Consider the following 24,309-nt stretch of genomic DNA (forward strand, 5'->3'; position numbering starts at 1 on the left):
GGACGGCCCCGTGGTGGCGAAGATGAGCAACGAAGCACCTGCGCGCGCGCGACGCGGACGCCGCCGTGCTCGACATGACGAGTTTCTTCAACGTCTCGAAGTCAAGTACCTGGACTTGTGGAACGAGCGCCAGAAGGCCTGAAGCTTCCGTCCTGCTGCTGCGGCGGCGATTCGTCTGCCGCGAAGCGGCCGGCGCGCCGGCCCGAAGTCACGGCCCAACAGAGGTGATGGCCGTTGCCGGCCAGGAGCGCTCCGCCCTGCCCCACGGCGCCGGCAGCGTAGAGCCTCGGGATCACGGCGCCCTCTTCATCGAGCACCTGGTGGGAGGCATTGACCGCCAGGCCGCCGTCGGTGATCACGATGCGACTTTCCAGCGGGCCCAGCGCATGGAACGGCGCCTGCACCACGGGCCCGCGGTTCGCAGCCGCACCGTCGGCGAGCGCCGCATTGTGCTGGCCGATGCTCGCCCGGAGCGTATCGGGCGCCATTCCCACGCTGCGAGCCAACGCGCCGAGTTCGCCGGCGCAGTGGTAGAGATCCTTGCGATGCCGTCTGTAGTCCGGCAGGTAGGCGAAGGCCACGCCGGGCGCCGTCGAGACATGGTGCGGCGGCCCTGAGAACATTCGCGCCACGCGGTCGTCGAACACGAGCCACGCTCGGCCGCCGGGCTGCTGCGAGATGGCCAGGCCGGGTTGCGCCAGCTCGTCGGCGAAGCGCTTGCCATCCGCATTGACCAGTACGGCCCCGGCGCGCAGGAGCGCTGCTTCCGGCCCGAGCGATGCCGTCATGAAGGACATCACGAAGGGCCGGAAAAGCGCCACCGGCAAATGGTCCAGCGCGAGCTGCATCAACTTGCCCAAGAGCCATGACGGCGGCAAGCGGCGCACGAAGTTCGGCCGCGCGGGCTCCGCGAAACGAAGCCCCGGCCCGTAGATGACCTCACCGTTGAGCAACCGCGCGCCGAAGGCTTCGGCCATCTGGTGCCCGTCGCCGGTGGCCGTCGGATTCACGCCCGGAATGGCGGCCAGCTCTGGGCGAAAACGTTGCTTCAACTCGCGGCTGTTGCTGTAGTCGCCGGCAGCGAGGATCACGCCCCTGCGCGCCTCGATCTCGACCGCCCGGCCATCCAGCATGGCTTGCACGCCACGCACGCCGCCGTCCTCGTCTCGCAGCAGCCGGAGCACGCGCGCGCCGAGCCGCAGATCGACGCCGCGGCGTCTCGCCTCTCGGCCGAGGTAGTAGGGATAGGCGCGCGAGTTCGGCAGCACGTTGTGCATCCGCGGGTGGCGGTGCGGCGGGTCCGCCGTCGGCCCGTGGAAACTGAGGCCGAGCGACATCAACCAGTCGAGGGTGCCTGCCGCGTTGTCGACCAGGAGCCTGCGCAGCGCCAGGTTCTCGCGCGAGGCGAACGCACCCATGTAGTGGTCCATGTCCGCGAAATGCTCGTCGGGCGTATCGACGATGCCCGCGCGCTTCTGCAGGCTCGATCCGGCGGCGTTGATCGAGCCGACCGACAGCCGGCTGCTGCCGCCCGGCTGCGCGTTCTTCTCGAGCACCACCGTGCGCGCCCCCGCAGCCGCCGCCTCGATGCCGGCGCTCAACCCCGAGGCGCCTCCACCGACGACGACGACGTCGAAGGCCAGCTTCACTCGGCCTTGATCCCGGTCTTCTGGATCAGGTCGGCCCAGCGCGCGGACTCGTCGCGAACCATCTTGGCGTAGGCCGCGGGCGAATTGCTTTCCGCGGTGGCGCCGACGCCCGCGTACTTTTCCTTGATTTCGGGCATCGCCAGCACCTGGACGAGCGCCGCATTGAGCTTGTTGACGATGGCCGGCGGCGTACCCTTCGGCGCGAAGAGCCCGAACCAGACTTCGGCCGTGAAGCCGGGCACGGTCTCCGAGATCTGCTTGACGCCCGGCATCAGCGGTGCAGGCTTGCCCGATGCGACCGCCAGCAGCTTGAGCTTGCCCTCCTTGACCGCGCCCATGATCGAGGGCGACGGCGTCGTGATCAGCGCCTTCACCTCGCCGGTACGCAGCGCCAGGCTCATCGGGGCTTCGCCCTTGTAGGGCACGTGGTTCATCTTCAGCCCGGTCTGTTGCGAGAACATGGCGGTCGCCATGTGGCCGAACGACGCCGTTCCCGCCGAGCCGTAGTCGAGTCCGCCCGGCTGGACCTTGGCGTAGTCGATGAAGCTGCGCACGTCTTTCGCCGGCACGGCTTCGTTGACCACCAGCACCATCGGCGAAGTCGAAACCACCGAGATCGGCGCGAAATTCTTGACCGGATCGTAGTTGGCCTGCCTGTTGACCAGCGGCGTGATGACGAAGCCGTTGTTGACGAAGACCAGCGTGTAGCCGTCCGGGGCGGAAGCAGCTGCGGCCTGGGTGCCGATGCCGGCGGAAGCGCCGGGCCGGTTGTCCACGATGATCGGCTGGCCGAGCAGCTTGCCGAGCGGCTCCGAGATCGCGCGGACCTGGAAGTCCGACAGCCCGCCGGCCGGGTACGGCACGATGATCTTGATGGGCTTGCTGGGAAAGTCGCCCTGGGCAAGAGCCGGACCGACAGCAAGGGCGGCGGCAGCGAACGCCAGGAGGGCACGTCTGAAGCAATTCATGGAAAACTCGTCTCTTTCTATCTATGGATGAACAACGAATGGCACGCGCACGGCGCCGCGCTGCGGCAGCTCAGACGACGTGGATCTCTTCGACCAGGTAGATGCCCACGGGTGCAAGCATCGGGTCGCCATGCAGCAGGCGCTTGCCTGCATCGCTTTGCACCGCGGCCCGCGCGCTCGCAGCATCGTCGAACCAGAGTTCAGACACTGCCTCCGCGCCGGCGGCGTCGCCCGACGGGACGCCGGCAGCGACCGGGTGGCCGCGATCGGTGACGAAGTTCTGCATGTATCCGCGCACGCCCGGCAGGTCGCGGCCTGCGTCGCGATTCGCGGCAAGCCAGCGCAGACGCAGGCCCTCGCTGCGCTCGCCAGGACGGCGGGTCGATACCCAGATCACCTTGACCCCGCCCCTGCTGCCATCCCGGGCGACGACTTCATCGGGCTCGATGACCAGGATCGTGATGCCGCCCTGGAACTTGGGGATGTCTTCCTTGCACGCCTGGTACTCGGCCGATGCGTCGGAGCGCTCCATGTGCGCCACGCTGTCGAACGAGAGCTGCGAGATGCCGTCGATCGCCTGCACCGGCGAATCGGGCATTTCGTAGATGCGCTCCAGGATGTGGTTCTGGCGGTAGGTCCCCATACCGGGCAGCTTCGCCGCCAGCGGCCCGTGAACGTTGCGCCAATGCGCATGGAAACCTGCATCGTCCAGTCCGGGACGGCGATTGAAGAGGCCGCAGCGATAGATCATTTACTTGAGCTCCTTGCCGGCGTGATCGCCCTCGAGGAACTTGTTCGGCTTCAGGAAGAAGGACAGCACCAGCGCCCCGTTGGGCGAACGCGCGAGGTGGCGGTTGCCCTTCGGGCGCCAGACGTAGCCGCCGGCGCGCACTTCGCCTTCTTCGTCGACGATGCTGCCCTTGAGCACGTAGGTCTGCTCGATCTCGACGTGCTCGTGCAGCGGCAGCTGGGTGCCGGGCTCCCAGCGGAACAGCGCGGTGAGCAGCCCGCTTGCCTCGTCCTGCATCAGGATCTTCATGTCGATGCCGGGCGTGGGCGTGGGCTTCCACGGAATGCTCGCGACGTCGACGTAGCGCGAATCGTCATCGGCCAGTCCGTCGTGCTGCGGATGAAAGGGCGTGAACGCGGTCATGCTGGGCTTCCGCCGGGCTCAGGCCTTGGCTTTGTGGCGCTCGACCGCTTCCTTGAAGCCGAAGACCTTCGCCGCGTTCTCGCCCAGCACCTTGGCGCGTGTCGCCTCCCCGAGCTTGCCCATCTGGCGTTCGATGGCTTCGGCCGAGTGCGGCCAGGTGCCCTCGTGGTGCGGATAGTCGTTGGCCCACATGAAGTTGTCCTGCAGGCCGTACTCCTCGATCAGCGCGAGGCCCGGCCGGTCTTCGCCGAAGGTGGCGAAGCCCTTGGCGCGGAAGTAGTCGCTGGGCAGCGCCTTCAGCTTGGGCTTGACCCAGAAGTGGTGCTTCAGATACGCCTCGTCCATCGCGTCGAGCATCCAGGGCAGCCAGCCGATGCCGGCCTCAACGCTGCCGAACTTCAGCTCGGGGAACCGCTCGCCGACGCCGGAAGCGCAGATGTTGACCAGCGGCTCCAGCGTGGGCGACAGCGAATGCACCACGTAGTTGACCACCGCACCGCCCAGGCCGCGCGTCGTGCGCGGGTCCTTGCCGGTGGAGACGTGGAAGCTGACCGGCACGTCGGCTTCGCAGAACATCGCCCACATCGGATCGAAGTCGACCTTGTTGTAGTTGAGCTCGTTGGTCTTGGGCGGGCCGAACAGGGGCTTGCAAGGCAGCGTGAAGTGGCGGAAGCCCAGCTTCAGGCAGCGCTCGACCTCCTTGAGCGTTGCGGGCAGGTCGCCCGTCGCCAGGGCGGCCGCGGGCGACAGCCGGTCGACGTGGGCACCGAAGGTCTCCCAGGCCCAGGTGTTGTAGACCTCGCACTGGGCATGGGCGAACGCGGGGTCGAACGTGTACCACATGCCCAGGCCCTTGCCCGGGAAGATGATTTCGCCATCGATGCCGTCCATCTCCAAGTCCTTCAGGCGCTGCTCCACCGAGGGGCCCTTCTCGGTCGCGGTGGCCCCGGCCTTGGAGCGCGCCAGGTCTTCACCTTCGAGACGCGCCAGCACGAGGCGGTCGGGCTGCTCGGAGGCTTCCATCTTGCGCCACTGAATCCCCTTGTCGTCGATCCACATCTTCGGCAGCCGGTCCTTGTACTTGGCGTCGATGCGCTCGGCCCATAGATTGCCCGGCTCATTGGCGTGGGTGTCGGCCGAGATCATCAGGTACTTGTTCCGCGCGCCGGGGCGCGGGGATTTCTCCCAGCCCTCGGCCCCCGGCGTATTCAGGCGCCATTCGTTCTGCTCGTTGACGACGATTTCGGTCATGTGGTCCTCTCGATGCGGATGGGGAACCCGCGGGTGTAAATGGTATTACCATTCTAGCTGACAAAAACGCGTTGTCAACACCCTGGCCGGGTGCTCCTCGCGCCTCTTTGGGCAAATGGCTTTACCATTATGTTTTGTGGTCCATCCAAGCGGGCGTTCCATTTCTTTCTTCATGCAAAGGTCACCCATGGCATCGAGCCACGCCCCCCGAATCGTCCAGAGCCCGCACGGCCGCATCCTCGTCTTCGACTCGGCCACCTATGTCGAGGGCTACGTGGCCGAGGCGCCGCAGACCACCGGCGACCTGGTGGTCAATGCTTCCTACTCCGGCGTGCTGTGCGCGCGCATGGTGATGTCGGCCAGGCCGCGCGCCGTGATCGGCCTGGACTGTGCCATCGGCAAGGACGGTGCCGGCATCGCCGGCCTCTGGTACTACGAGGCGCTGGCCGTTCCATCCGCCGCGGTCGACGTGATGACCGCCGAGATGGGCAACGGCTCGGACCTCTACGACAACGGCATCGTGAGCCGCGTCAACGATGCGGCCCAGGCATTGGGCATCGAGCCGGGCATGCGCACGCGCGACGCCGCGCAATACCTCCTGACCGGGGAGAAGAAGCCGGCCGTATTCGAGCCGACCCGCCGGCGCCTGATCCATACCGCCGCGAATGGACGCAGCATCGTGTGTACCGACTCCATCGCGTACGCCCTGCCCGAGGACAGGGAGCGCAACGTGCTGTGCACCGCCGGTCATACGGGGCGCAGCGTGATCGGCTACTTCCGCGACTACCGGCCCTGGGCCTTCATCTGCTCGGACGGCGGCGTCGGCAAGAACAACTCGGGCCTGAGCGCGCTGGAAGCCGTCGAAGCCGACGGCATTCCCGGCGCGTCGGTCAGCGCCCTCACCGCCCGGATGGGCGACGGCCAAAGCACCTACTTCGATGGCGTCATCAGCGCGGCCAACAAGCTCGCCCGCGACAAGGGCGTGCAGGTCGGCCAGAGCGCGAAGGAAGCAGCCTTGCGCCTGTTGGATTGACCGCTCCATGAGCGAATCGATCGCGGCGGCAGGACCCCGGGCCTGGCCGGGTCCCGCCTGCCTCCTCGTGATGGCGCTCGGAACGCTCGCCCATCTCTTCTGGCCGCAGTCCGGCGCGGTGTGGGTCACGGGCGCCGCGGCGGCCTTGTTTCTGTTGCTGGAGCACCGGCGCATCCCGCCCAGCATCCGCCGCGTGTCGCTCGCGGTGGGCACGGTGAGCCTGCTGATGCTGCCTTTCTCGACGGCGCCGCTCGCAAGCCTGGCGAAAGGCGTCGCCATCGGCGGCCTGATGGTGTCGCTGGTGTCCTCGGTGTCGCTGCTGGCGCGCGCTGCGCTCGGCAGCCCGCACACGCGCGTCGTCGCCCAGCACCTGCTGGCAAGCGGCATGCGCAGCCGCTACGCGTGGTTCTCGGTGGCGAGCCAGCTGTTCGGCGGCCTCCTGGGAATGGCCGGCGTCACCCTGCTGCTGCAGATGGCCGCACGCGGCGAGTTCGCCGTGGAAGAAGACCGACTGGCGATGTTCGCCGCGATCAACCGCAGCTTCGCCGCCGCGACGCTGTGGAGCCCGATGGTCAGCAACCTGACGATCCTGATCGCGCTCTACCCGGGCCTCAGCTGGTTCACCATCGTCCCATTGACGCTGGGCCTGGCGGCCGGCGCCGTCCTCGTCGGCACCGGGCTCGACCTGTGGCGGCTGCGCGGCCGCAGCGCGCCGGCGCCCGCGATGCGACCGGGCACGGCGCTCCACCGCGCGCTGCTGCCGATGATCGCGGCGATGGCCGGCTTTCTCGGCGGCGTGATGCTGCTGGCACAGGCGCTGCACATCGCCGTGGTCGGCGCGATCGTGATCCTGATCCCACCGGTCGTGCTGGCCCTGCACCGCGTGCAGGCCACGGGCCGCCAGCGTCTCGCGCAGGCCTTCTTCCTGCTCCGTACGGACGTGATCGCCCTGCCCGCGCTGGCCGGCGAAGTTGCGCTCTTCATGGTTGCCGGCTGCGGCGGCACGATCATCGCAAGTGCCATTCCGGCGGCATGGACGGGGACGATCGGCGGCGCGCTGTCGCATTCGCCCGTGCTCGGATGCCTCGCCCTGATGCTGACGATCATTTGCCTGGCTTTACTGGCCGTGCATCCCGTTCTTTCCGCCGTGCTCGTGGCCTCGTCCCTTCCGCCCGGCGTGCTGCACCTCGCGCCCGTGCCGCACCTCGCCGCGATCCTGGCCGGCTGGGCCATTGCCGCCTGTTCGACGCCCTTCTCCATGATGGCGCTCATGACCAGCCGCTACTCCGGCTTCTCCATCTATGCCGTCACCGTTCGGGTCAACCACGTGTTCGCGCTCATGTGCCTGGCTCTTGCGGCATTGACGCTCGGCATCGGCTCCGCGCTGACCCTGGAATAGTGTTAACAGGCCCGAGGCATTCACCGCTACCGCCTCCGGTTGGCGAAGGTGCCGCCCCATGCCATCACCAGGGCGCCGATCCAGAACACCGCCGCCACGCCCAGCGCCGAGCCGAGCCCGCCGAACACCAGCGGCAGCACCGTCTGGCTTGCGCTGGTGATGGTCGATCGCACGCCCACCGCTTCGCCGGCACGCGACGCGGGCACGGTGACATAGAGCAGGCTCATCGCCATCGGCTGGCCGCAGCCGAGCGCGAGGCCCATCGCGAAGGCGGCGAGCAGCAGCAGTGGCAGCGTGGCCGCCAGCGGGAACAGCACGTAGCAGATCGCGGTCATGAACATCGCCGCGCTGAGGGTGCGCCACAGGCTGGCGTCGCGCGTGAGCCGGGGCAGCGCGAGACGGATCGCGAAGGTGCCGACGCCATAGGCGCCCATGACCAGGCTCGCCCCGGTGGCGCTCAGGCCCGAGCGCACGGCGTGCAGCGGGGCGAGGAACATGAAGAGGTCCCAGCCCATCGACAGCACGCCGGTGACGATGAACACCGTACGCAGCGGATCATTCAGTACCAGGTCGCGCACGCTCTCAGACGCGGCAGGCGCCCCGCGCGGCGCGATCGAGTGATGGCTGTGCGCCATCGCCAGCAGCAACAGCCCGGCGACGGTGAAACCCGGCAGGAACAGGAACGCAGCGGGGTGTCCCAGATGGTCGATCAGGAAGCCGGCGACCAAGGGTCCGACGATGCCGGACAGCGAGAAGCCCATCGTCAGCCAGGAGAAGGACTGCGTCAGCAGCGACGCCGGCGAAGCCTGGCCAATCGCGTTGTTCATCGCGACATGGGCCAGCATGTAGCCAGAGCCGGTCAGAACGCTTGCGACATAGAGGCCCGGCATCGTCGGCACCAGTCCTGCGACGAGGCCCGAGGCCGCGAGCATGGTGAAGCCGATCGCCGTCGGGCGCGCGTAGCCGGTGCGATCGCACCAACGGCCGACGCGCACCGCCAGCAGCATCGGCAGCACCATGATGAGACCCATCAGCAGCCCGATGGCGAAGGGCGACGCATGCAGCGCGACCGCATGCAGGGTCAGCGTGAAGCGGCTGCCGGTGAAGGCCACATGGCCCAGCACCAGCAGCGCGATCAGCCGGTGGGGAATCCCTACTTCACGCAGCGCCACTGCAGGAGCGTGAAGGGCGGACTCGCCTGCGGATGGTGCTCGAACACGCCTTCGACTTCGGCACCGATGACGACCTCCGCCATCGGATCGCCCAGCAAGTTGCCCAGCATGCGCACGCCGGGCGCGCCGGTCAGCTCGACCACGACGACCACGTACGGGCCGTGCCCATCGAGGCAGGCGTGCACCGGATGCCAGGCGCGCTCCCAGCTGAAGATGCGCGCGCGCGGCGCCACGTCCTCGAACGGGGGGTCGAAGGCGCGGCAGTGGTGGCAGATCCATTCGGGACCATGCTGGAAAGTGCCGCAGGCCTTGCAGTGCTGCACCATCACCCGGTGGTCGCGCAGGCCGTTCCAGAACGGCGCCGACAGGCCGTCCGCCTCGGGTACCGGAATCGGCAGGCCGGCCGGAAGGTATGACTCGTTCGTCGCAGCAGCACTCATAGCGTGGCCTCCGATCCCAAGAGTAGATTGCTCACCGGCGTGACCATCGGCCCGCCGATCACCAGCGCCACATCGTTGCGCGGCGCTTGCGCGGTGGACGTGCCGCGCACCTGGCGCACGGCTTCGAGCACCAGCTCGAAGCCGTGCATGTAGCACTCGGCGAGGTTGCCCCCGCTGGTGTTGAGCGGCAGCTTGCCGCCCGGCGCCAGCAGGTTCTCGAGCCTGAGGAAGTCGTTGGCCTCATCGGGCTCGAAGAAGCCGTGCTCGGCCAGGGCCATCAGTACGCCGCCGGTGAAGTTCTCGTAGCTTTGCACCACGCCCACGTCTTTCGGCCCCATGCCAGCCATGCGGTACATGTTCGGCGCCACGGTCGAGAAGCTCGAGCTCGCATAGTTCGGCTGGTTGTGCGCATTTGCGCCCACGCGATGGTCCGAGCCGGTGGCCGCGCCGAGGATGTAGACCGGCTTGTTCGGAAAATCCTTCGCGCGCTCGGCCGGCACCATGATCACGGCGGCGGCGCCGTCGTTCTCCATGCAGCAGTCGAACAGATGGAAGGGCTCGACGATCCAGCGCGAGTCGTCGTACTTTGCTTCGGTCAGCGGCTTGCCGTACATCACGGCGCGCGGGTTCGACTGCGCATGGTGATAGGAGGCCATGGCGATGGCACGCAGCGCCTCCTGCTTCACCCCGTGCTCGTGCATGAAGCGCCGCGCCTTCATCGCGAACTTCTGCCCCGGCGAGAGCACGCCATAGGGCGCCTGGTAGGCCATGTCGCCCGCGATGGTCGACGCGGTGGGCGCCTTGCCGAAGCGGCCGAATTCGCCCTGCGCCAGCGCGCGAAAGGCGACGACGCAATCGGCCAGGCCCGAGGCAATCGCCGCGGCCCCGTTGGCGACCGCACCGCAGTTCCCGCCGCCGCCGCCGCCCCACTGCATGGTGGTCGAGCGCAGCTGCTTCGTGCCCAGCGCCGCAGACAGGCGCGACGGGTCGGTACGGTCGTTGGAATAGGAGGCGAAGCCGTCGATGTCGCGCGGGTCGATGCCGGCGTCCTTCGAGGCGGCCAGCACGGCCTTGAGCGCGAGCTTGAACTCGGCGTCGGGCGACTGGCTGTGCTTGTAGTAGGTGGTCTCGCCGATGCCGACGATGGCAACGCGCCCGCGCAATGAACGATCCGTCATGCCGTGTCCTCTTGGTATGCCTTCGCTAGCATCTAAATATCAGTTCTTTAAATGGATGGACCAATACTAGCACGATGCCTATACTTCGATGCAAAGGAGACACGCCATGCGATGGAAGAACAGGCCGGAGGGCTCCAACTGGGGCGACTTCGGCGCCGACGACCAGGTCGGTCGGATGAACCTCATCACCCCCGCGCGGCGCCTCGCCGCGGTGCGCGAGGTGACCGAAGGCCTGGCCTTCCCACTGAGCCTGCCGCTGGACTATCCCGGCGGCGGCGACCTGGTGCCGAGCAGGCGCGCGCCGCGCATCGAGGCGACGCGACGCGCCACCGGCGAGCTGAGCTACAACTTCTGCTTCTCATGCCAGAACCGCTCGCTCTTCGACGTCGTGTCGGACGACGCGGTGACGATCTGGACCCAGTACTCGACGCAATGGGATGCGCTCGCCCACTGGGGCCAGGAGTTCGACGCCGACGATGACGGCAAGCCTGAAGTCGTCTACTACAACGGCTGGCGCGGCGGCGAGCACGTGCTCGGCGCCGACCAGGAAGGCGGCCCGTTCGCGAAGAAACTCGGCATGGAGTCGCTGGCGGAGACCGCCGTACAGGGCCGCGGCGTGATGGTCGACCTGGCCGTGATCTACGGCGAGGAGCCGGCGCAAGTCGGCTATGACGGCCTGATGCGCGCCCTTGAAAGGCAGCAGGCCACCGTCGAGCCCGGCGATTTCATGTGCCTCTACACCGGCTGGGCCGACCTCGTGCTCGGGATGAACAAGAAGCCCGATTTCGACCGCCTCAAGAAATCCTGCGCGGTGCTGGACGGCAAGGACCCTGCCCTGCTCAACTGGATCACGGACAGCGGCCTGGTCGCGATCTGCGCCGACAACCTGGGCGTCGAGGCGGTGGGCAGCGCGGCATCGGCCGGTGGCGGGCCCAAGCATTCGATGATGCCGCTGCACGCGCACTGCATCTTCAAGCTCGGCATCTTCCTCGGCGAGATCTGGTACTTCGGCGAGCTCGGGCCGTGGCTGCGCGCGCGCGGCCGCAGCCGTTTTCTCCTGACCGCGCCGCCGTTGCGGCTGCCGGGCCTGGTCGGCTCGCCTCCGATGCCGGTCGGCACCGTCTGAACCCCGAGGAGCATTCGATATGGACAGCAAGCAACAACGCGTGGCCGCCGTCACCGGCGCAGCCGGCGGCCTGGGACTGGGCATCGCGCAGCGCCTGGCGCGCGCCGGCTACCGGGTGATCGCGATCGATCGCGCGAGCCATGTGGAGGACGCGGCCGCCGCGCTGCGCGGCCTGGGCCTGGAGGCGCAGGCCATGGTGCTCGATATCGCAGACGAGGCGGCCGTGAGGAAGATGGTGGCGCAGGTCGATGCGGAGCACGGCCGCTTCGACGTCCTGGTGAACAACGCCGGCATCCACCCGAAGATCGACGGCGAGCGCAACAGCTTCCTGAAGATGACCACGGCGCAGTGGAACGAAGTCATCAACGTCAATCTCACGGCGGCCTTCGTGCTCTGCCGCGAGGTCGCGCCGCTGATGCGCCGGCAGAAATGGGGCCGCATCGTCAACATGTCCTCGCGCGCCGGCCGCACGCTGGTCGACACGGCAGGTATCCACTATGCGGCCGCCAAGGCCGGGATGATCGGCATGACGCGCATCATCGCGTCCGAGGTCGCGGCCGACGGCATCACCGCCAACTGCATCGCGCCGGGCCGCATCGAATCGCCGATGACGAACCAGGGCAGCGACGCGCAACGCGCCATGCTGGTAGGCCGAATTCCGGTCGGCCGCATCGGCACGCCCGACGAGATCGGCCACGTGGTGGAGTTCCTCGTCTCCGAGGACTCGGGCTACCTGACCGGCACAGTGATCGATGTGAATGGCGGCACCTTCATGTGCTGAGACCGGACGCGAGGAAACCTTCATGAGCAACGACAACGCGAAGAAGCGCGGCGCGCCGCCGCATCACTTCATCGACGACGACTGGCTCGCGCTGCGCGACGAGCCGGTGCTGGAGCCCGAACGCCCCATCGTCGATCCGCACCACCACCTGTGGGACCGGCCGCACCACCGCTACCTGCTGCCTGAGCTCCTGGCCGACCTGGACACCGGCCACCACGTCCGCGGCACGGTGTTCGTGGAGTGCAGCTCGATGTACCGCGCCGACGGCGACGCGCGATTCGCCTGCGTCGGCGAGGTGGAGTTCGTCAACGGCATCGCAGCGATGAGCGCAAGCGGCGTCTACGGTCCGGTGCGCGCCTGCGCCGGCATCGTGGGCAAGGTCGACCTGACGCTCGGAGGGTTCGCGGAGGAAGTGCTCCAGGCCTGCGCCGCGCGCGCGCCGGATCGCTTTCGCGGCATCCGGCAAATGGCCGCGTGGGACACGAGCCCGGAGGTCAGCACGCTCTTGCGCCCGCCGCCGAAGGACCTGCTGCAGGACGCGAAATTCCGCGAAGGCTACGCCGTGCTCGGCCGCATGGGCCTCAGCTTCGACGCCTGGGTGTACCACCCGCAACTGCCGCAGCTGATCGAACTCGTCGATGCGGTGCCGGCCACGCCGGTGGTGCTGAACCACCTGGGCGGTCGAGCCGGCCTCGGCCCCTATGCCGGACGGCACGACGACGTGTTCAGGGAATGGAAAGCTTCGATCCAGGCCCTGGCCGAGCGGCCGAACGTGAGCGTGAAGCTCGGCGGGATCGGCATGCGCCTGGGCGGCTTCGACTTCCATGAGCGCCCGCTGCCGCCCACATCCGAAGAACTGGCCGAGGCCTGGAGCCCGTACGTGCAGACCTGCATCGAAGCCTTCGGCCCATCGCGCGCGATGTTCGAGAGCAACTTTCCGGTCGACAAGTCCTGCTGCACGTATCGGGTGCTGTGGAACGCCTTCAAACGCCTGGCCGAAGGCTTCTCCGAAGACGAGAAGACCGACCTGTTCGCCGGCAGCGCCGTGCGTGCATATCGCCTGCCGCAAGCCCTGACGAAGGCCGCGCCATGAGCACGCAGGAACGCATTGCGCTCGTCACCGGCGCCGCCAGCGGGATCGGACTTGCCATCGCCACGCAGTTCGCGAAGGGCGGCATCACCACCGTGATGCTCGACCGCTCGGCCGATGTCGAGCGGATCGCAGTCGGACTCGACGGCCGGACGATGGCCATCGTCGCCGACGTGGCGGACGAGGCGCAGATCCGCCGCGCCATGCAGGCCGTCGAGCAGGCGCACGGCCGCTGCGACATCCTGGTCAACAACGCGGGCATCCATCCGAAGAAGGACGGCGGCAAGTTCGCGATCGAGCAGATTCCCTCCGCGCAATGGCAGGAGGTGCTGGCCGTCAACCTCACCGCGCCCTTCCTGTTCTGCCAGCTCGCGCTGCCGCTCATGCGCAGGAAGAAATGGGGCCGCATCATCAACATCTCGTCGCGCGGCGGGCGCACAGCCTCGCCCGTGGCCAGCGCGCACTACGCGGCCACCAAGGCCGGGATGATCGGCTTCACGCGCATCGCCGCCCTCGAGGGTGCGCCGGACCGCATCACCGCCAACTGCGTCGCGCCCGGGCCCATCGTGAGCGCGATGACCGCGGGGTCTTCGCCCGAGGTGCGGGCCGCCTTCACCCGCAGCGTGCCGCTCGGCCGCTACGGTGAACCGGAGGAAATCGCCTCGGTGGTCGCCTTCCTCGCATCGGACGCCTCGTCCTTCGTCACCGGCGCCGTATTCGATGTGAACGGTGGCACTTTCATGCCCTGAGCGCGCAAGCGACTACGACCTGGGTTCGGTGCGAACGGACGAGGCAGGCTGATTCAGCCCGGGTGGGCCGGGCCGAATGCGCCGTCACGCGCCGCCTCGCGCCACTGTTCTTCATCGAAGCCGAGCAGCTCGCGCAGCACTTCCCGGGTGTGCTCGCCGAGCAGCGGCGCCGCGACCGGAGCGACCACCGGTGTGTCTGAGAAGCGCATCGGAAAGGCGACGTTCGGAACACTTCCCGCCGTCGGATGGGGCAGCTGCGTCACCAGGCCGCGGGCCAGCGTCTCGCGCGAATGCAGTGCCTCCTCGACGCTTCGCACCGCGCCGGCGGGCACGCCGGCCTGCCTCAGGCGAGCCAGCCAGTGTTCGCGGGTATCCGACGCGAACAGCTCGGCCAGGATGCCGATCAGACGATCGCGCTGCGCCATGCGGCCTGCAGGGCGCACCAGCTCCGGATCGTCGGCGATCCCGGGCATGCCGGCCACGTCCCTGTACACGCGCTGGAAGATGACTGTGCTGGCGCACACCATGAAGAAGGGGCCGTCCGACGCATGGAACACGCCGGTAGGCACCGTGTCCGCGCTGCCGTTGCCCACGCGCCGGGGTTGCCAGCCGTTGAAGAGGTTCTGCAGGGTGACGTAGCCGGTCATGGTGATGGCGGTGTCGTAGAGCGCAACCTCCACTCGCTGCCCCCGACCGGTGCGCTCGCGCGCAATGACGGCCGAGAGAATGGCGTTGCTCGCCATCATGCCGGTCGAGATGTCCATGACCGAGGAACCGGTGCGAACGCCGTCGCGGTCCTCGAATCCGTTAAGCGACATGAACCCGCTCTCGGCCTGCGTCACCGGATCGAAGCCGAGCCGGTCGGCGAACTCGCCGTCGCGGCCGTAAGCCGAGATGGCGCAATAGATGAGGCGAGGGTTGGCCGCGGACAGAGTTTCCCATCCCAGGCCCAGCCGTTCCATCACCCGGCCCGAGAAGTTCTCGACGACCACATCCGCATCCCCGGCAAGGCGCAGCGCGATGTCGCGGCCGGAATCGCTTTTCAGATCGATCGCCACGCTCTTCTTGTTGCGGTTGCACCAGAGGAAAGGGACGCCCTCGCCGCCGAGCCGTTCGTCCGGAGGAAGAAAATGGCGGAACGCGTCGCCGCGCACGGCGTCCTCGATCTTGACGACCTCGGCACCGCCGTCGGCAAGAATCATCGAGGCGACCGGCCCGGCGAGGAAATGAGTGAAGTCGATGACTCGCAGGCCGGCCAGCGGACCGATCGACGGATGAGTGGAGGTCATGGGCGTCTTTTTCATCAGGAGGGCGTCAGCACCGCGCCGCCGCAGACCGAGATGCACTGACCGGTCACATAGCCCGACAAGGGCGTAACCAGGAATTCCAGCACGTTGGCGCAGTCCTCCTCCACGCCGAAGCGGCGCAGCGGAATGCGCCGCATCTCCTTCTCGGTGTGCATGCCGCGCCCTTCCGCCTGCTTGCGGATGCGGGCCGTGAGCATGCCCCCCGGCGACAGGCAGTTGACGCGGATGCCATCCGGGCCGAGCTCGGCCGCGAGGTAGCGCGTGTACTGCAGCACCGCGGCCTTGGCGACCGAGTAAGGCACCAGCCGCGTCGCACTCTTCGACGCATCGAGCGCGGCCATGGTCGCGATGTTGACGATCACGCCCGCGCCGCGTTCGCGCATGGCGGGCACGACTTCCTGGCAGCAGTGGAGCGCCGACATGTAGTTCACGCCAAACATCAACGCGGTGTCTTCGTCGGGCACCTGCGAGGCGGTGCTGCGCTCCACCGGCGTGAAGGCGCCACCCGCGTTGTTGACCAGGATGTCGATGCGTCCGAACTCGGCCAGCGTGCGCGCGGCCAGCTCGCGCGCGGCGGCGCGCTGCGTCAGGTCGCCTTGAATGCCGAGGCTGCGGCGGCCGAGCGCCCGGATCTCATCGGGCACCGTGGCCGCCGAAAGTCCTTCATCGAACTCGCGCGCGGAGTCGAGGTCGATGTCGCCGATCACCACGTCGGCGCCCAGCGACGCGAGACGCAGCGCGTAGGCACGCCCCAATCCGCGCGCCGCGCCGGTGACGATCGCGACCTGTCCATGCAGTTTCATGCTTCAGGCCGCTCCCATTGCGCAGCCGATTTCTTCGCGCGTGCCGTACAGCGCCTCGAAATCCGCCATCCGCATCGATGCATTCAGCACCTGCACCGGGTCGTACTTGTCGCTGATGGTGTCGCGTACCTGCGCCATGACCAGGCGCGTGATGAACTGGTGGTCCCACTCGCGGTAGTAGCCCGGCACTCCCTCGGGGCGGACGGTCTCCAGGCCGCGCACGATGGCGGCCGGCTCGGTCGATTTCTCCTTCTCGATGGCGGCCAGCAGCATGCGCGTGCAGACCCAGCCCTGCGCGCAGCTCGCCGACGCGGGATGGCCGGTTTCCTTCATCACTGCATCGTTGAACATCTTCTCTGCCGGGCCGTTCGCCGGATTGTTGAAGTGCCAGTACTTGCCCATGACCCCCGAGATGCCGGTCTGCGACCAGAGCTCCTCGTCGGCCACGGTGAGGCTCCCGAGCGGGATCTTGCCGCGCAGGCCGAACTCGTTGTATTGCTTCAGGAAGGCCGCGAGGTCGGTGCCCGAGATGCCGAGCATCACCAGGTCGGGTCTGGCCTGGCGGATCTTGAGGATGATGGAGCTGAAGTCGGTGGTCCCGACCGCGGCGGCGTCCATTCCGAGGTCCTGCCCGCCGGCGGCGACGAGTTCAGCCTTCAGCATCTGGTAGGCCTCCTGGCCGTAGGCGTAGGCGCCCACGAGGAAGTACCACTTCTTTCCCACCGGCAGCATCTGCTTGGCGAGCAGCTTCGCATAGACGGGCGGCGGCGCGTTGTTGCGGAACACGTAGCGGTTGCAGTTCTTGCCGGTGATCTCGCGGGCCAGCGCCGCGCTGATGATGGTCGGCGTCTTCGCCTGCGCGGCGACCGAAGCGATCGCCAGGCCGGCCGCGCTGTTGCTGCCGCCGATCACCGCCGCGACCTTGTCCTCCTGAATCAACTTCTGCATGTTCTGCTGCGCGCCGAGCGGGTTCGGCTCGTCGTAGGCAACCAGCTGGATCGGACGCCCCATCACCTTGTTGCCGGCCTGCTCCAGCGCGACCTTGATGCCGAGGGAGGTGGCTTCGCCCTGCAGCGCGAAAGGGCCCTGGCGGGGCAGGAGGCTGCCGATCTTCACCGGCGTCCCCTGCTGCGAGAACACCAGGCCCGGCGTGCCGAGCGCGACGACGCCGGCGCCGACGGTGCGCAGGACCCGGCGTCGATCGAGGGAAGGGAATTGCTGGCTGGCCATTGGAGTCTCCTGGATGGGTTGTGGATTCAAGAAAGGCACGAAGCGACCTCCGCCGCTTCCTCTTCTTCGCGCTTGGGATCGACCAGCCCGAGCAGACGCGCCTGCAGGGGCGCGTCGGCCGCAAGTTCGGCCGCGCTCCCCTCGTAGGCCACACGGCCGTTGACCAGCACGACTGCGCGATCGACGATGGCGAGCACCTGTTCGGCGTGGTGCTCCACGAGCACCATCGCGACCCGCCCGCGCAACTTGAGGATGGCGGCCATCACCTCGTTGACGACGGCCGGTGCCAGTCCCTCGAACGGCTCGTCGAGCAGGATGAGGCGGCTGGGTGCGACCAGTGCGCGCGCGATCGCCACCATCTGACGCTCGCCGCCGGAGATGCTTTCGGCGCGCGACTTCCGGATCGTCGCGAGCCGCGGGAACAGCTCGAAGATTTCTTCCAGCGGCATGCCGCCCTTGCGCACTGCGATCAGCAGGTTGTCCTGCACCGTGAGATTGGGAAAGAGCCGCCGGCCTTCGGGCACCATCGAGATGCCGAGGCGGTTGATCTCGAAGGGCCGCAGGCGCTCGATGGACTTGCCGTCCCACTCGATGCTGCCCTCGTTCACCGGCATCATGCCGTAGAGCGCGCGCAGCAGCGTGGTCTTGCCCACGCCATTGCGGCCGAGCAGCGCGACCGCCTCGCCCTCGCCGACACGCAGGTCGACCCCGTCGAGGATGCGCCCGCCGCCATAGCCGGCTGCGAGGCCGCGGGCATCGAGCAGCGTACGTGCCGGGGCGCGCGCGTCGCTCCGGGTCGCGACGCCTGCATGCACGCTAGCCGGCGCTGCGCCGAGGTAGGCGCGGACGACTTCCGGATTGGCCGCCACTTCGGCCGGCTTGCCGTCGGCGATCAGGCGGCCCTGGTGGAGCACCGTGATGCGGTCGGACAGGGCCAGCACGCGGTCGATGTCGTGTTCGATCAGCACCACCGCGTGGGAGCGCGCGAGCGCCTGGATCAGTGCCGCGACGCGGACGCGGTCGGCCTCCCCCAGGCCCGCCAGCGGTTCGTCGAGCAGCAACAGGCGCGCCTGCGTCGCCAGCGTGATGCCGATCTCGAGCAGCCGGCGCTCGCCGTGCGACAGGTCGGTGCACAGCTCGCCGGCCTTGTCCACCAGCCCGACCGCGGCAAGGATCGACCAGGTGCGGCCGTTGGTTGCCGCCGATCCATGCGCGTCGCGCCAGAACGCATGGCGGTCGGGGCGCGTCGCCTGCACCGCGATGCGGACGTTTTCGAAGGCCGTCAAGTTGGTGAACACGCTCACGATCTGGAACGACCGCGCCAGGCCCAGGCGGATGCGCTTGTGCATCGGCAGTCGGGTAATGTCTTGCTCGAGGAAACGCACCTCGCCGGAATCCGGCGCGATCACGCCGCTCAGCATGTTGAAGAAGGTGGTCTTGCCGGCGCCGTTCGGCCCGATGAAGCTGTGCAGCGTGCCTGCGTGGACGTCAAAGTCGTAGCCCGAAGCCACCGTGAGCGAACCGAACTTCTTGCTGAGCCCGCGTACCGTCAACAGCGCCCGCGCGTCACTCCCTCCAGCCTCTCGGACGGCTTCGGGCGCATAGGGCGCGATCCGCTGCGGCCGCGGCGGGATGCCGTTGCGCACCAGTGTCCAGCCCTTGCCACCCCAGATGCGGCGTATCAGGCCGTGGATGCCCTCCGGCGCGGCCAGCGTCACCAGGATGAGGATGGGCGCGAACACCAGCCACCAGTTGTTCAGCAGCGCACCGAGTTGGTCTTCGAGCACGATGAAGAGGATCGCGCCCCACAGCGCGCCGATGAAGTGGTGCATGCCGCCCAGCACGGTCATGAGGAGCGCATCAGCGGCGTGCTCCCAACTCAGCGGATTGGCATAGACGCCGCGCATGAATAGCGCGAGCATCCCGCCGGCGAGGCCGGTGATCGCGGCCGATACGGTGAAGCCCACCAGCTTCACCCGATAGACGTCGTAGCCCAGGCTGGCGGCACGCTGCTCGTTGTCGCGGATCGCCTGGAACAGGCGTCCCAGCGGCGAATGCACGAGCCGCCACATGAGCCACAGCGAAGCCAGCACCACCAGGACCACGAACACATGGAAGCCGAAGGCCGAATCGAGCACCGGACGCGGTACGCGCTGCAGGCCGTTCTCCCCGCCGGTCAGGTCGGTCCACTTGTAGGCGATCTCGAAGCAGATCTGCGTGCAGGCGAGGCTCAGCAGCGAGAAGTACAGGCCCTTGCGCCGAAGAATGAGCGCCCCGACCGGCAGCGCCACCAGCACGGTGAAGAGCACCGAGAATGCGAGCCCCGCGAACTCGTTGACGTTGCCGAACCAGTGCAGCAGCGAAAGCGCCGCCGCGTAGCTCGCGAGGCCGAAGAACACCGAGCCGCCGAAGGGAACCAGGCCCAGGTAGCCCACGAGCAGGCCGATGCCCGCGGCATAGAGCACGTAGATCGCGATCTGGGTCACCCGCCCCAGCGGCAGATGCGTGACGAGCGTCAGAAGACTCATCAGGACCAGCACGGCCGCGACCTGCGCGACCGGATGCTTCCACAAGGCTTTCATCAGAAGTGTTCCCAGTGTTCGCCGAAGAGGCCGCGCGGGCGCACCAGCAGAATGGCAGCCATGAGCAGGTACATCGCCACGCCGGCGGCCTGCGGATAGAACTGCGTGGTCATGGCCGTCACCAGCCCCACCAGCAAGCCGGCGACCACGGCGCCGCCATAGGAGCCGAGCCCGCCGATGGTGACGATCACGAAGGCCGGCATGATGGCCTGAGCCGACATGCCTGGCGTGACCGACCACAGCGGCGCGGCCAGAACGCCGCCTGCGCCTGCCAGCATGCAGCCGACGCCGAAGGCGCCGGTGAGCACCAGCGGCAGGTTGATGCCCAGCATGCCCACCATCTGCGGATCACGGCTTCCGGCGCGCAGGATGCGGCCGTAGGGAGTGAACGAGAGAAAGGCCCAGAGCGCGACCAGGATCGCCACGGTGATGCCGAGCACGGCCACCCGATAGGTCGTGGTGAGCACCGGCCCGTATTCGATGAAGCCCGACAACACCGCCGGCGGCGTGAGCGGCTGGGCGCTCGAACCCCAGATCGTGCGGATGAGCGCCTCGATGAACAGCGACAACGCGAAGGTCAGCACCAGCGTCATCAGCGGATCCTTGCCATAGAGCCTTCGCACCAGCACGCGCTCGACCACGATGCCGACGATGCCGACGCCGATGGGCGCGAACACCACGGCCGGCCAGCCGAAGCGCTGCTGCAGTGTCAGGGCGAAATAGGCACCGAGCGCGAAGAACGCGCCGTGGGCAATGTTCACGATTCCCAGCAGGCCGAACACGATCGACAGGCCGATTGAGATCAGGACGAAGAGGAAGCCCAGCACGAGGCCGTTCACGGTCTGGGAAAGAATGGCGTCGAGCATTGTCCTAATCTATCATTGGCCCAACCATTGTTCAACGCCTGGGTACTCCCAAGCATGCGGATGAACCCTCACTACCATCGCGCCATGAACTCATTCGGCAAGACCCCTTCCAGTTTCGGCATCGAGCCCATCAGTCCCCAGCGCATCTACCAGGAGGTTGCGAGCCAGCTCCGGCGCAGCATCTCGGAGGGCAAGCTCAAACCGGGCGACAAGCTGCCGCCCGAACGCAACCTGGCGCAGATGTTCGGCGTCAGCCGCAACACCATGCGCGAGGCGCTGCGCGCGCTGGAGCTGAGCGGGCTGCTCGAGCTCAAGCTTGGCTCGGCCGGCGGCGCCTTCGTGCTGCCCGGCAGTTCGAACGCCGTGGTCAACGGCATGCGCGATCTCTACTTCCTCGGCGCCATCACGCCGGAGCACCTGACCGAGGCGCGCATCTCGGTCAGCTCAGCGGTGATTCGCATGGCCTGCGAGCGCATGACCGAGGAAGACCTGCAGGCGCTCGAGAAGACCGTCGCGCTCGCGGCAGAGATGGACAAGGCCGGCAACTTCGAGGAACGGACCAGGCACCACCAGGCTTTCCATGTCCTGCTGGCGAAGGCGACCCACAATCCCATCCTGCTGGCCACGACCGAGGGCATCATGGAGATCACGCGCCAGTTCGTGAAGGCGATCGGTCCCACCGAGGACCAGACCTACACCTTGCCCTCGCGCAGGCGCCTGCTCGCGCACTTGCGCAAGCGCGATGCGGAAAAGGCGGTCAAGGAGATGACGTCGGCGCTCACCAAGCTGCATCAGGGCTACATGGTCAAGGCGCGCGGATTGCCGCCCGGCGTTCCGGCAACGGCGCCGGTGACGGCTAGCGCGCCAGCACCAACCCGGCCGCCTCGCGGTCCCAAGCCTTCGAAAGGTCGCGCTCGAGTTCGCTCCGGAGCCTGAACTTCTCGACCTTCTGGTTCACGGTCGTCGGCAGCTGGTCGCGAAACTGGATATAGCGCGGCACCATGAAGTAGGCCATGTTGCGCTGGCAGTGCTCCACCAGTTCCTTCTCGCTCACGGCAGCGCCAGACTTGAGGACGACGACCGCGCCGACCTCCTCGTCGTTGGTCTGCGTGGCCACCGGAAACACCGCGGCATTGGCGACCTCGGGATGGGTGGCGATGATCTGCTCGACCTCGAAGGCTGAGATGTTCTCGCCGCGGCGGCGGATGCAGTCCTTCTTGCGGTCGACGAACCAGAAGTAGCCGTCGGCATCGATCATGCCGCGATCACCGGTGTGGAACCACTGGTTCCGGTTGGCAGCCAGCGTCGCCTCCGGCATCTTGTAGTAGCCGTTGGTCGCGCGCCATGGGTCGTCGCTTTGCAGCACCATCTCGCCGACCTCACCGGCCGGCAGCTCGAAGTCGTCTTCGTCGACGATCTTCACCCGAAATCCGCGGCGCGGCTTCCCGATAGAGCCGAGCTTCTCGCGCGGCTCGTTCGCGGTGAACGAGGTCACCATCCCGAAATCGGACAGGCCATAGTTGTTCATGGCCTTGAGCCCGAAACGCTTCTCGAACTCGGCCGCGTACTTCGGGGTGGGCGCCATGCTCACGAGGCGCAGGTCGTTGTCCGCGTCGTCCGGCGAGGGCGGACTGCTCCACAGGAAGCTGGACATTGCACCGAGGAAGTTGGTGATGGTGGCGTGCGACTCGCGGATCTCGCCCCAGAACTTCGACACCGAGAAGCGCCGCGACAGCACCACCGACGCTCCGCAAACCAGCGCCGCCGCCGTGGCCGCGAGCAGCGCGTTGTTGTGGAACAGAGGCAGGCAAACGTAGAACACATCCGACGTCCGGTAGCCCTGGGCTTCAGCGGCGCTGGTCCCGTAGGTCAGCGCGGCAGCGTGCGAGAGCATGCTGCCCTTCGACGGCCCGGTGGTCCCGGAGGTGTAGGCCAGCATCAGCAGGTCGGAGCACTTCACCTCCGCTCCCCGAGGCGCATCGCCGGCCGACGCGATGCAGGTCTCGAAGTCGGCCACCTCGCACGCCGGCGACGCAGCCAGTGCATGCGCAGCGGCCTCGGCGGTGCGCACCACCAGCACCCGCCTGACCAGCGGCAGTTGCGGCAGCACCTCGGCCAGGCGATCCACCAGCGCGTCATCGACCACCACCGAATCGCAATCCGACTGGGTCAGGTAGTAGCGCAGCAGCTCGCCTCGCGCAGCCGTGTTCACCGGCACCGAGACAGCGCCCAGCTTGCCGATGCCGAAGAAGATCGCCAGGTGCTCGGCCGAGTTGCCCATCAGCACGCCGGTGTGGCGGCCCCTGGCCACGCCCAGGTCGGCCAGCGCATTGGCCACGCGGTTGGACCAGAGGTCCATCTCACGAAAGCTGAAGCGCCGGCCGGTGGCCGTTTCGGTGAGGAAGACCTTGTCGGGCGAATCGTTCGCCTGTCGCTGAAGGACCTTGGGGAAGGTGAGGTCGCGCAGCGCGTAAGTGTCCGCGCCCACCGCAGCGAGATTGGAAGTCACGAGAGTCCTTAGTCGGAGGTGATGTTGTTGCGCTTGATGATCGCGAGCCAGCGCTGGTTGTGCTGTGCAAGCAGCGCCTGAAAGTCCGCCGGCGTGCTGCTGGTGGCGTGGATGCCGGCCTTCTCCATCGTCTGGCGGTAGTTCGGGTCGGCCACGGCTTGTTTCATCGCGGCGGCCAGCTTCGCCACGATGGGCGGCGGCAGCCCGGCCGGCCCGACGAGGCCGAAGAAGATCTCGAATGTCAGCTCGGGCGCACCGGCCTCGGCAACGGTCGGCAGGTTGGGCACCGCAGCATCGCGCTTCGGCGTGGTCACTGCCAGGCCCTTCAGTCGGCCCGACTTGACGAGGGCGGAGGCCGAGGAAGTCGAGCCCAGCATCATGTCGACCTGCCCCGCCATCATGGCGTTGAAGCCGTCGATCTCGCCCTTGAAAGGCACGTGCAGCATGTCGATGCCGGCCGAGGTCTTGAACAGTTCTCCCAGCAGGTGCGGTGCACTGCCGTTGCCCGAGGACGCGAAGCTGAGCTTGCCCGGCTCCTTCTTCGCCAGGCCGACCAACTCGGCGACGCTCGTGACCGGCAGCTCCGGCCGGGTGACCATGATCCAGGACGAGATCGCCGCCAGGCTGATCGGCGCGAAGGCCTTGCCCGGGTCGTAGGGCGGATTCCTGCTGAGGTGCGGCGACACCGACATCGGGCTGTTGCCGCCCCATCCAAGCGTGTAGCCGTCGGGCGCAGCGCGCGCGACCGCGCCCATGCCGATCATGCCGCTCGCGCCGGCCCGGTTCTCCACCACGAACGGCTGGCCCAGCTGCGCCGAGAGGAGTTGCGCGACCAGGCGAGCCGACAGGTCGGTGGCGCCGCCGGCGGTGAACGGAACAACGATCGTGACGGGCTTGCGGGGGTATTCGGCATCCTGCGCGAGGGCCTGGCCGGCGCCGAGGAACACGAGCGCCTCCGTGGCGAGGACGGCGGCGATGAGACGGCGGGTGCGATCGAAGCGGAAGGTCATGCATGTCTCCATG

At 67.8% G+C, this 24,309-nt stretch carries 22 protein-coding genes; 7 read left to right on the forward strand and 15 right to left on the reverse strand.

Annotated elements, in window-relative coordinates:
- Positions 1 to 101 precede the first annotated feature (101 nt).
- From G3W89_RS18550 to G3W89_RS18570, 5 genes are all read right to left on the reverse strand, one after another.
- The gene (locus G3W89_RS18550; RefSeq protein WP_162575555.1) at positions 102 to 1,649 is read right to left on the reverse strand and encodes an FAD-dependent oxidoreductase; all 1,548 of its coding nucleotides are present in this window, start codon (positions 1,647 to 1,649) and stop codon (positions 102 to 104) included.
- Positions 1,646 to 2,617, reverse strand: coding sequence for a Bug family tripartite tricarboxylate transporter substrate binding protein (locus G3W89_RS18555; protein WP_162575556.1), 972 nt, complete (start codon positions 2,615 to 2,617; stop codon positions 1,646 to 1,648). Before G3W89_RS18555 ends, G3W89_RS18550 begins: the two co-directional genes overlap by 4 nt.
- Before the next feature lie 70 nt (positions 2,618 to 2,687).
- Positions 2,688 to 3,368: an EthD family reductase gene (locus G3W89_RS18560; RefSeq protein ID WP_162575557.1), complete on the reverse strand. Its 681-nt coding sequence runs from the start codon at positions 3,366 to 3,368 to the stop codon at positions 2,688 to 2,690.
- Complete coding sequence (locus G3W89_RS18565) at positions 3,369 to 3,770, reverse strand: cupin domain-containing protein (RefSeq protein WP_162575558.1); 402 nt, start codon at positions 3,768 to 3,770, stop codon at positions 3,369 to 3,371.
- Positions 3,771 to 3,788: 18 nt separating this feature from the next.
- Positions 3,789 to 5,021 (reverse strand): amidohydrolase family protein, encoded by a 1,233-nt coding sequence (locus G3W89_RS18570; RefSeq protein ID WP_162575559.1) that lies wholly within the window; start codon positions 5,019 to 5,021, stop codon positions 3,789 to 3,791.
- Between the two features lie 187 nt (positions 5,022 to 5,208).
- Here G3W89_RS18570 and G3W89_RS18575 point away from each other — a divergent pair, with 187 nt between their 5' ends.
- Positions 5,209 to 6,054, forward strand: a complete 846-nt coding sequence (locus G3W89_RS18575; RefSeq protein ID WP_162575560.1) for a hypothetical protein — start codon at positions 5,209 to 5,211, stop codon at positions 6,052 to 6,054.
- 7 nt (positions 6,055 to 6,061) lie between these two features.
- A complete protein-coding gene (locus G3W89_RS18580) occupies positions 6,062 to 7,453 on the forward strand; it encodes a hypothetical protein (RefSeq protein WP_162575561.1) in 1,392 nt (463 codons plus the stop codon).
- Positions 7,454 to 7,479: 26 nt separating this feature from the next.
- Here the strand turns inward: G3W89_RS18580 and G3W89_RS18585 are convergent, their stop codons facing one another.
- From G3W89_RS18585 to G3W89_RS18595, 3 genes are read right to left on the reverse strand one after another with little or no spacing between them, the layout of a single operon-like run.
- On the reverse strand, positions 7,480 to 8,625 hold the full coding sequence (locus tag G3W89_RS18585; protein WP_162575562.1) for an MFS transporter: 1,146 nt from the start codon (positions 8,623 to 8,625) through the stop codon (positions 7,480 to 7,482).
- Positions 8,607 to 9,065: a Zn-ribbon domain-containing OB-fold protein gene (locus tag G3W89_RS18590; protein ID WP_162575563.1), complete on the reverse strand. Its 459-nt coding sequence runs from the start codon at positions 9,063 to 9,065 to the stop codon at positions 8,607 to 8,609. The genes G3W89_RS18585 and G3W89_RS18590 overlap by 19 nt, the downstream gene beginning before the upstream one ends.
- Positions 9,062 to 10,243 carry a thiolase C-terminal domain-containing protein gene (locus tag G3W89_RS18595; protein WP_162575564.1) on the reverse strand — a complete coding sequence of 394 codons (1,182 nt, stop codon included), beginning with the start codon at positions 10,241 to 10,243 and terminating at the stop codon, positions 9,062 to 9,064. The genes G3W89_RS18590 and G3W89_RS18595 overlap by 4 nt, the downstream gene beginning before the upstream one ends.
- A gap of 106 nt (positions 10,244 to 10,349) precedes the next feature.
- On the opposite strand from G3W89_RS18595, the gene G3W89_RS18600 reads away from it, so the two are divergent.
- The 4 genes from G3W89_RS18600 to G3W89_RS18615 are packed head-to-tail and all read left to right on the forward strand — an operon-like array spanning position 10,350 to position 13,989.
- Positions 10,350 to 11,369 carry a cyclase family protein gene (locus G3W89_RS18600; protein WP_162575565.1) on the forward strand — a complete coding sequence of 340 codons (1,020 nt, stop codon included), beginning with the start codon at positions 10,350 to 10,352 and terminating at the stop codon, positions 11,367 to 11,369.
- Between the two features lie 19 nt (positions 11,370 to 11,388).
- Positions 11,389 to 12,150 (forward strand): SDR family oxidoreductase, encoded by a 762-nt coding sequence (locus tag G3W89_RS18605; protein WP_162575566.1) that lies wholly within the window; start codon positions 11,389 to 11,391, stop codon positions 12,148 to 12,150.
- Positions 12,151 to 12,172: 22 nt separating this feature from the next.
- Positions 12,173 to 13,243: an amidohydrolase family protein gene (locus tag G3W89_RS18610; RefSeq protein WP_162575567.1), complete on the forward strand. Its 1,071-nt coding sequence runs from the start codon at positions 12,173 to 12,175 to the stop codon at positions 13,241 to 13,243.
- Positions 13,240 to 13,989, forward strand: a complete 750-nt coding sequence (locus G3W89_RS18615) for an SDR family oxidoreductase (protein WP_162575568.1) — start codon at positions 13,240 to 13,242, stop codon at positions 13,987 to 13,989. The genes G3W89_RS18610 and G3W89_RS18615 overlap by 4 nt, the downstream gene beginning before the upstream one ends.
- 53 nt (positions 13,990 to 14,042) lie before the next feature.
- On the opposite strand, the gene G3W89_RS18620 is transcribed toward G3W89_RS18615, so the two are convergent.
- From G3W89_RS18620 to G3W89_RS18640, 5 genes are read right to left on the reverse strand one after another with little or no spacing between them, the layout of a single operon-like run.
- Positions 14,043 to 15,278, reverse strand: coding sequence for a CaiB/BaiF CoA transferase family protein (locus tag G3W89_RS18620; protein ID WP_232076623.1), 1,236 nt, complete (start codon positions 15,276 to 15,278; stop codon positions 14,043 to 14,045).
- 14 nt (positions 15,279 to 15,292) lie between these two features.
- Positions 15,293 to 16,099: an SDR family NAD(P)-dependent oxidoreductase gene (locus tag G3W89_RS18625; protein WP_162575570.1), complete on the reverse strand. Its 807-nt coding sequence runs from the start codon at positions 16,097 to 16,099 to the stop codon at positions 15,293 to 15,295.
- Positions 16,100 to 16,102: 3 nt separating this feature from the next.
- Positions 16,103 to 17,329, reverse strand: coding sequence for an ABC transporter substrate-binding protein (locus tag G3W89_RS18630; protein WP_162575571.1), 1,227 nt, complete (start codon positions 17,327 to 17,329; stop codon positions 16,103 to 16,105).
- 26 nt (positions 17,330 to 17,355) lie between these two features.
- A complete protein-coding gene (locus tag G3W89_RS18635; RefSeq protein ID WP_162575572.1) occupies positions 17,356 to 19,911 on the reverse strand; it encodes a branched-chain amino acid ABC transporter ATP-binding protein/permease in 2,556 nt (851 codons plus the stop codon).
- On the reverse strand, positions 19,911 to 20,777 hold the full coding sequence (locus G3W89_RS18640; RefSeq protein ID WP_162575573.1) for a branched-chain amino acid ABC transporter permease: 867 nt from the start codon (positions 20,775 to 20,777) through the stop codon (positions 19,911 to 19,913). Before G3W89_RS18640 ends, G3W89_RS18635 begins: the two co-directional genes overlap by 1 nt.
- An 84-nt stretch (positions 20,778 to 20,861) precedes the next feature.
- On the opposite strand from G3W89_RS18640, the gene G3W89_RS18645 reads away from it, so the two are divergent.
- Positions 20,862 to 21,713, forward strand: coding sequence for a FadR/GntR family transcriptional regulator (locus tag G3W89_RS18645; protein ID WP_162575574.1), 852 nt, complete (start codon positions 20,862 to 20,864; stop codon positions 21,711 to 21,713).
- Here the strand turns inward: G3W89_RS18645 and G3W89_RS18650 are convergent.
- Positions 21,634 to 23,286, reverse strand: a complete 1,653-nt coding sequence (locus tag G3W89_RS18650; protein ID WP_162575575.1) for an AMP-binding protein — start codon at positions 23,284 to 23,286, stop codon at positions 21,634 to 21,636. The genes G3W89_RS18645 and G3W89_RS18650 overlap by 80 nt on opposite strands.
- An 8-nt stretch (positions 23,287 to 23,294) precedes the next feature.
- Positions 23,295 to 24,296: a Bug family tripartite tricarboxylate transporter substrate binding protein gene (locus G3W89_RS18655; RefSeq protein WP_162575576.1), complete on the reverse strand. Its 1,002-nt coding sequence runs from the start codon at positions 24,294 to 24,296 to the stop codon at positions 23,295 to 23,297.
- Between the last annotated feature and the right edge of the window lie 13 nt (positions 24,297 to 24,309).

Source organism: Variovorax sp. PBL-H6 (genome assembly GCF_901827155.1).
GTDB lineage: Bacteria > Pseudomonadota > Gammaproteobacteria > Burkholderiales > Burkholderiaceae_C > Variovorax.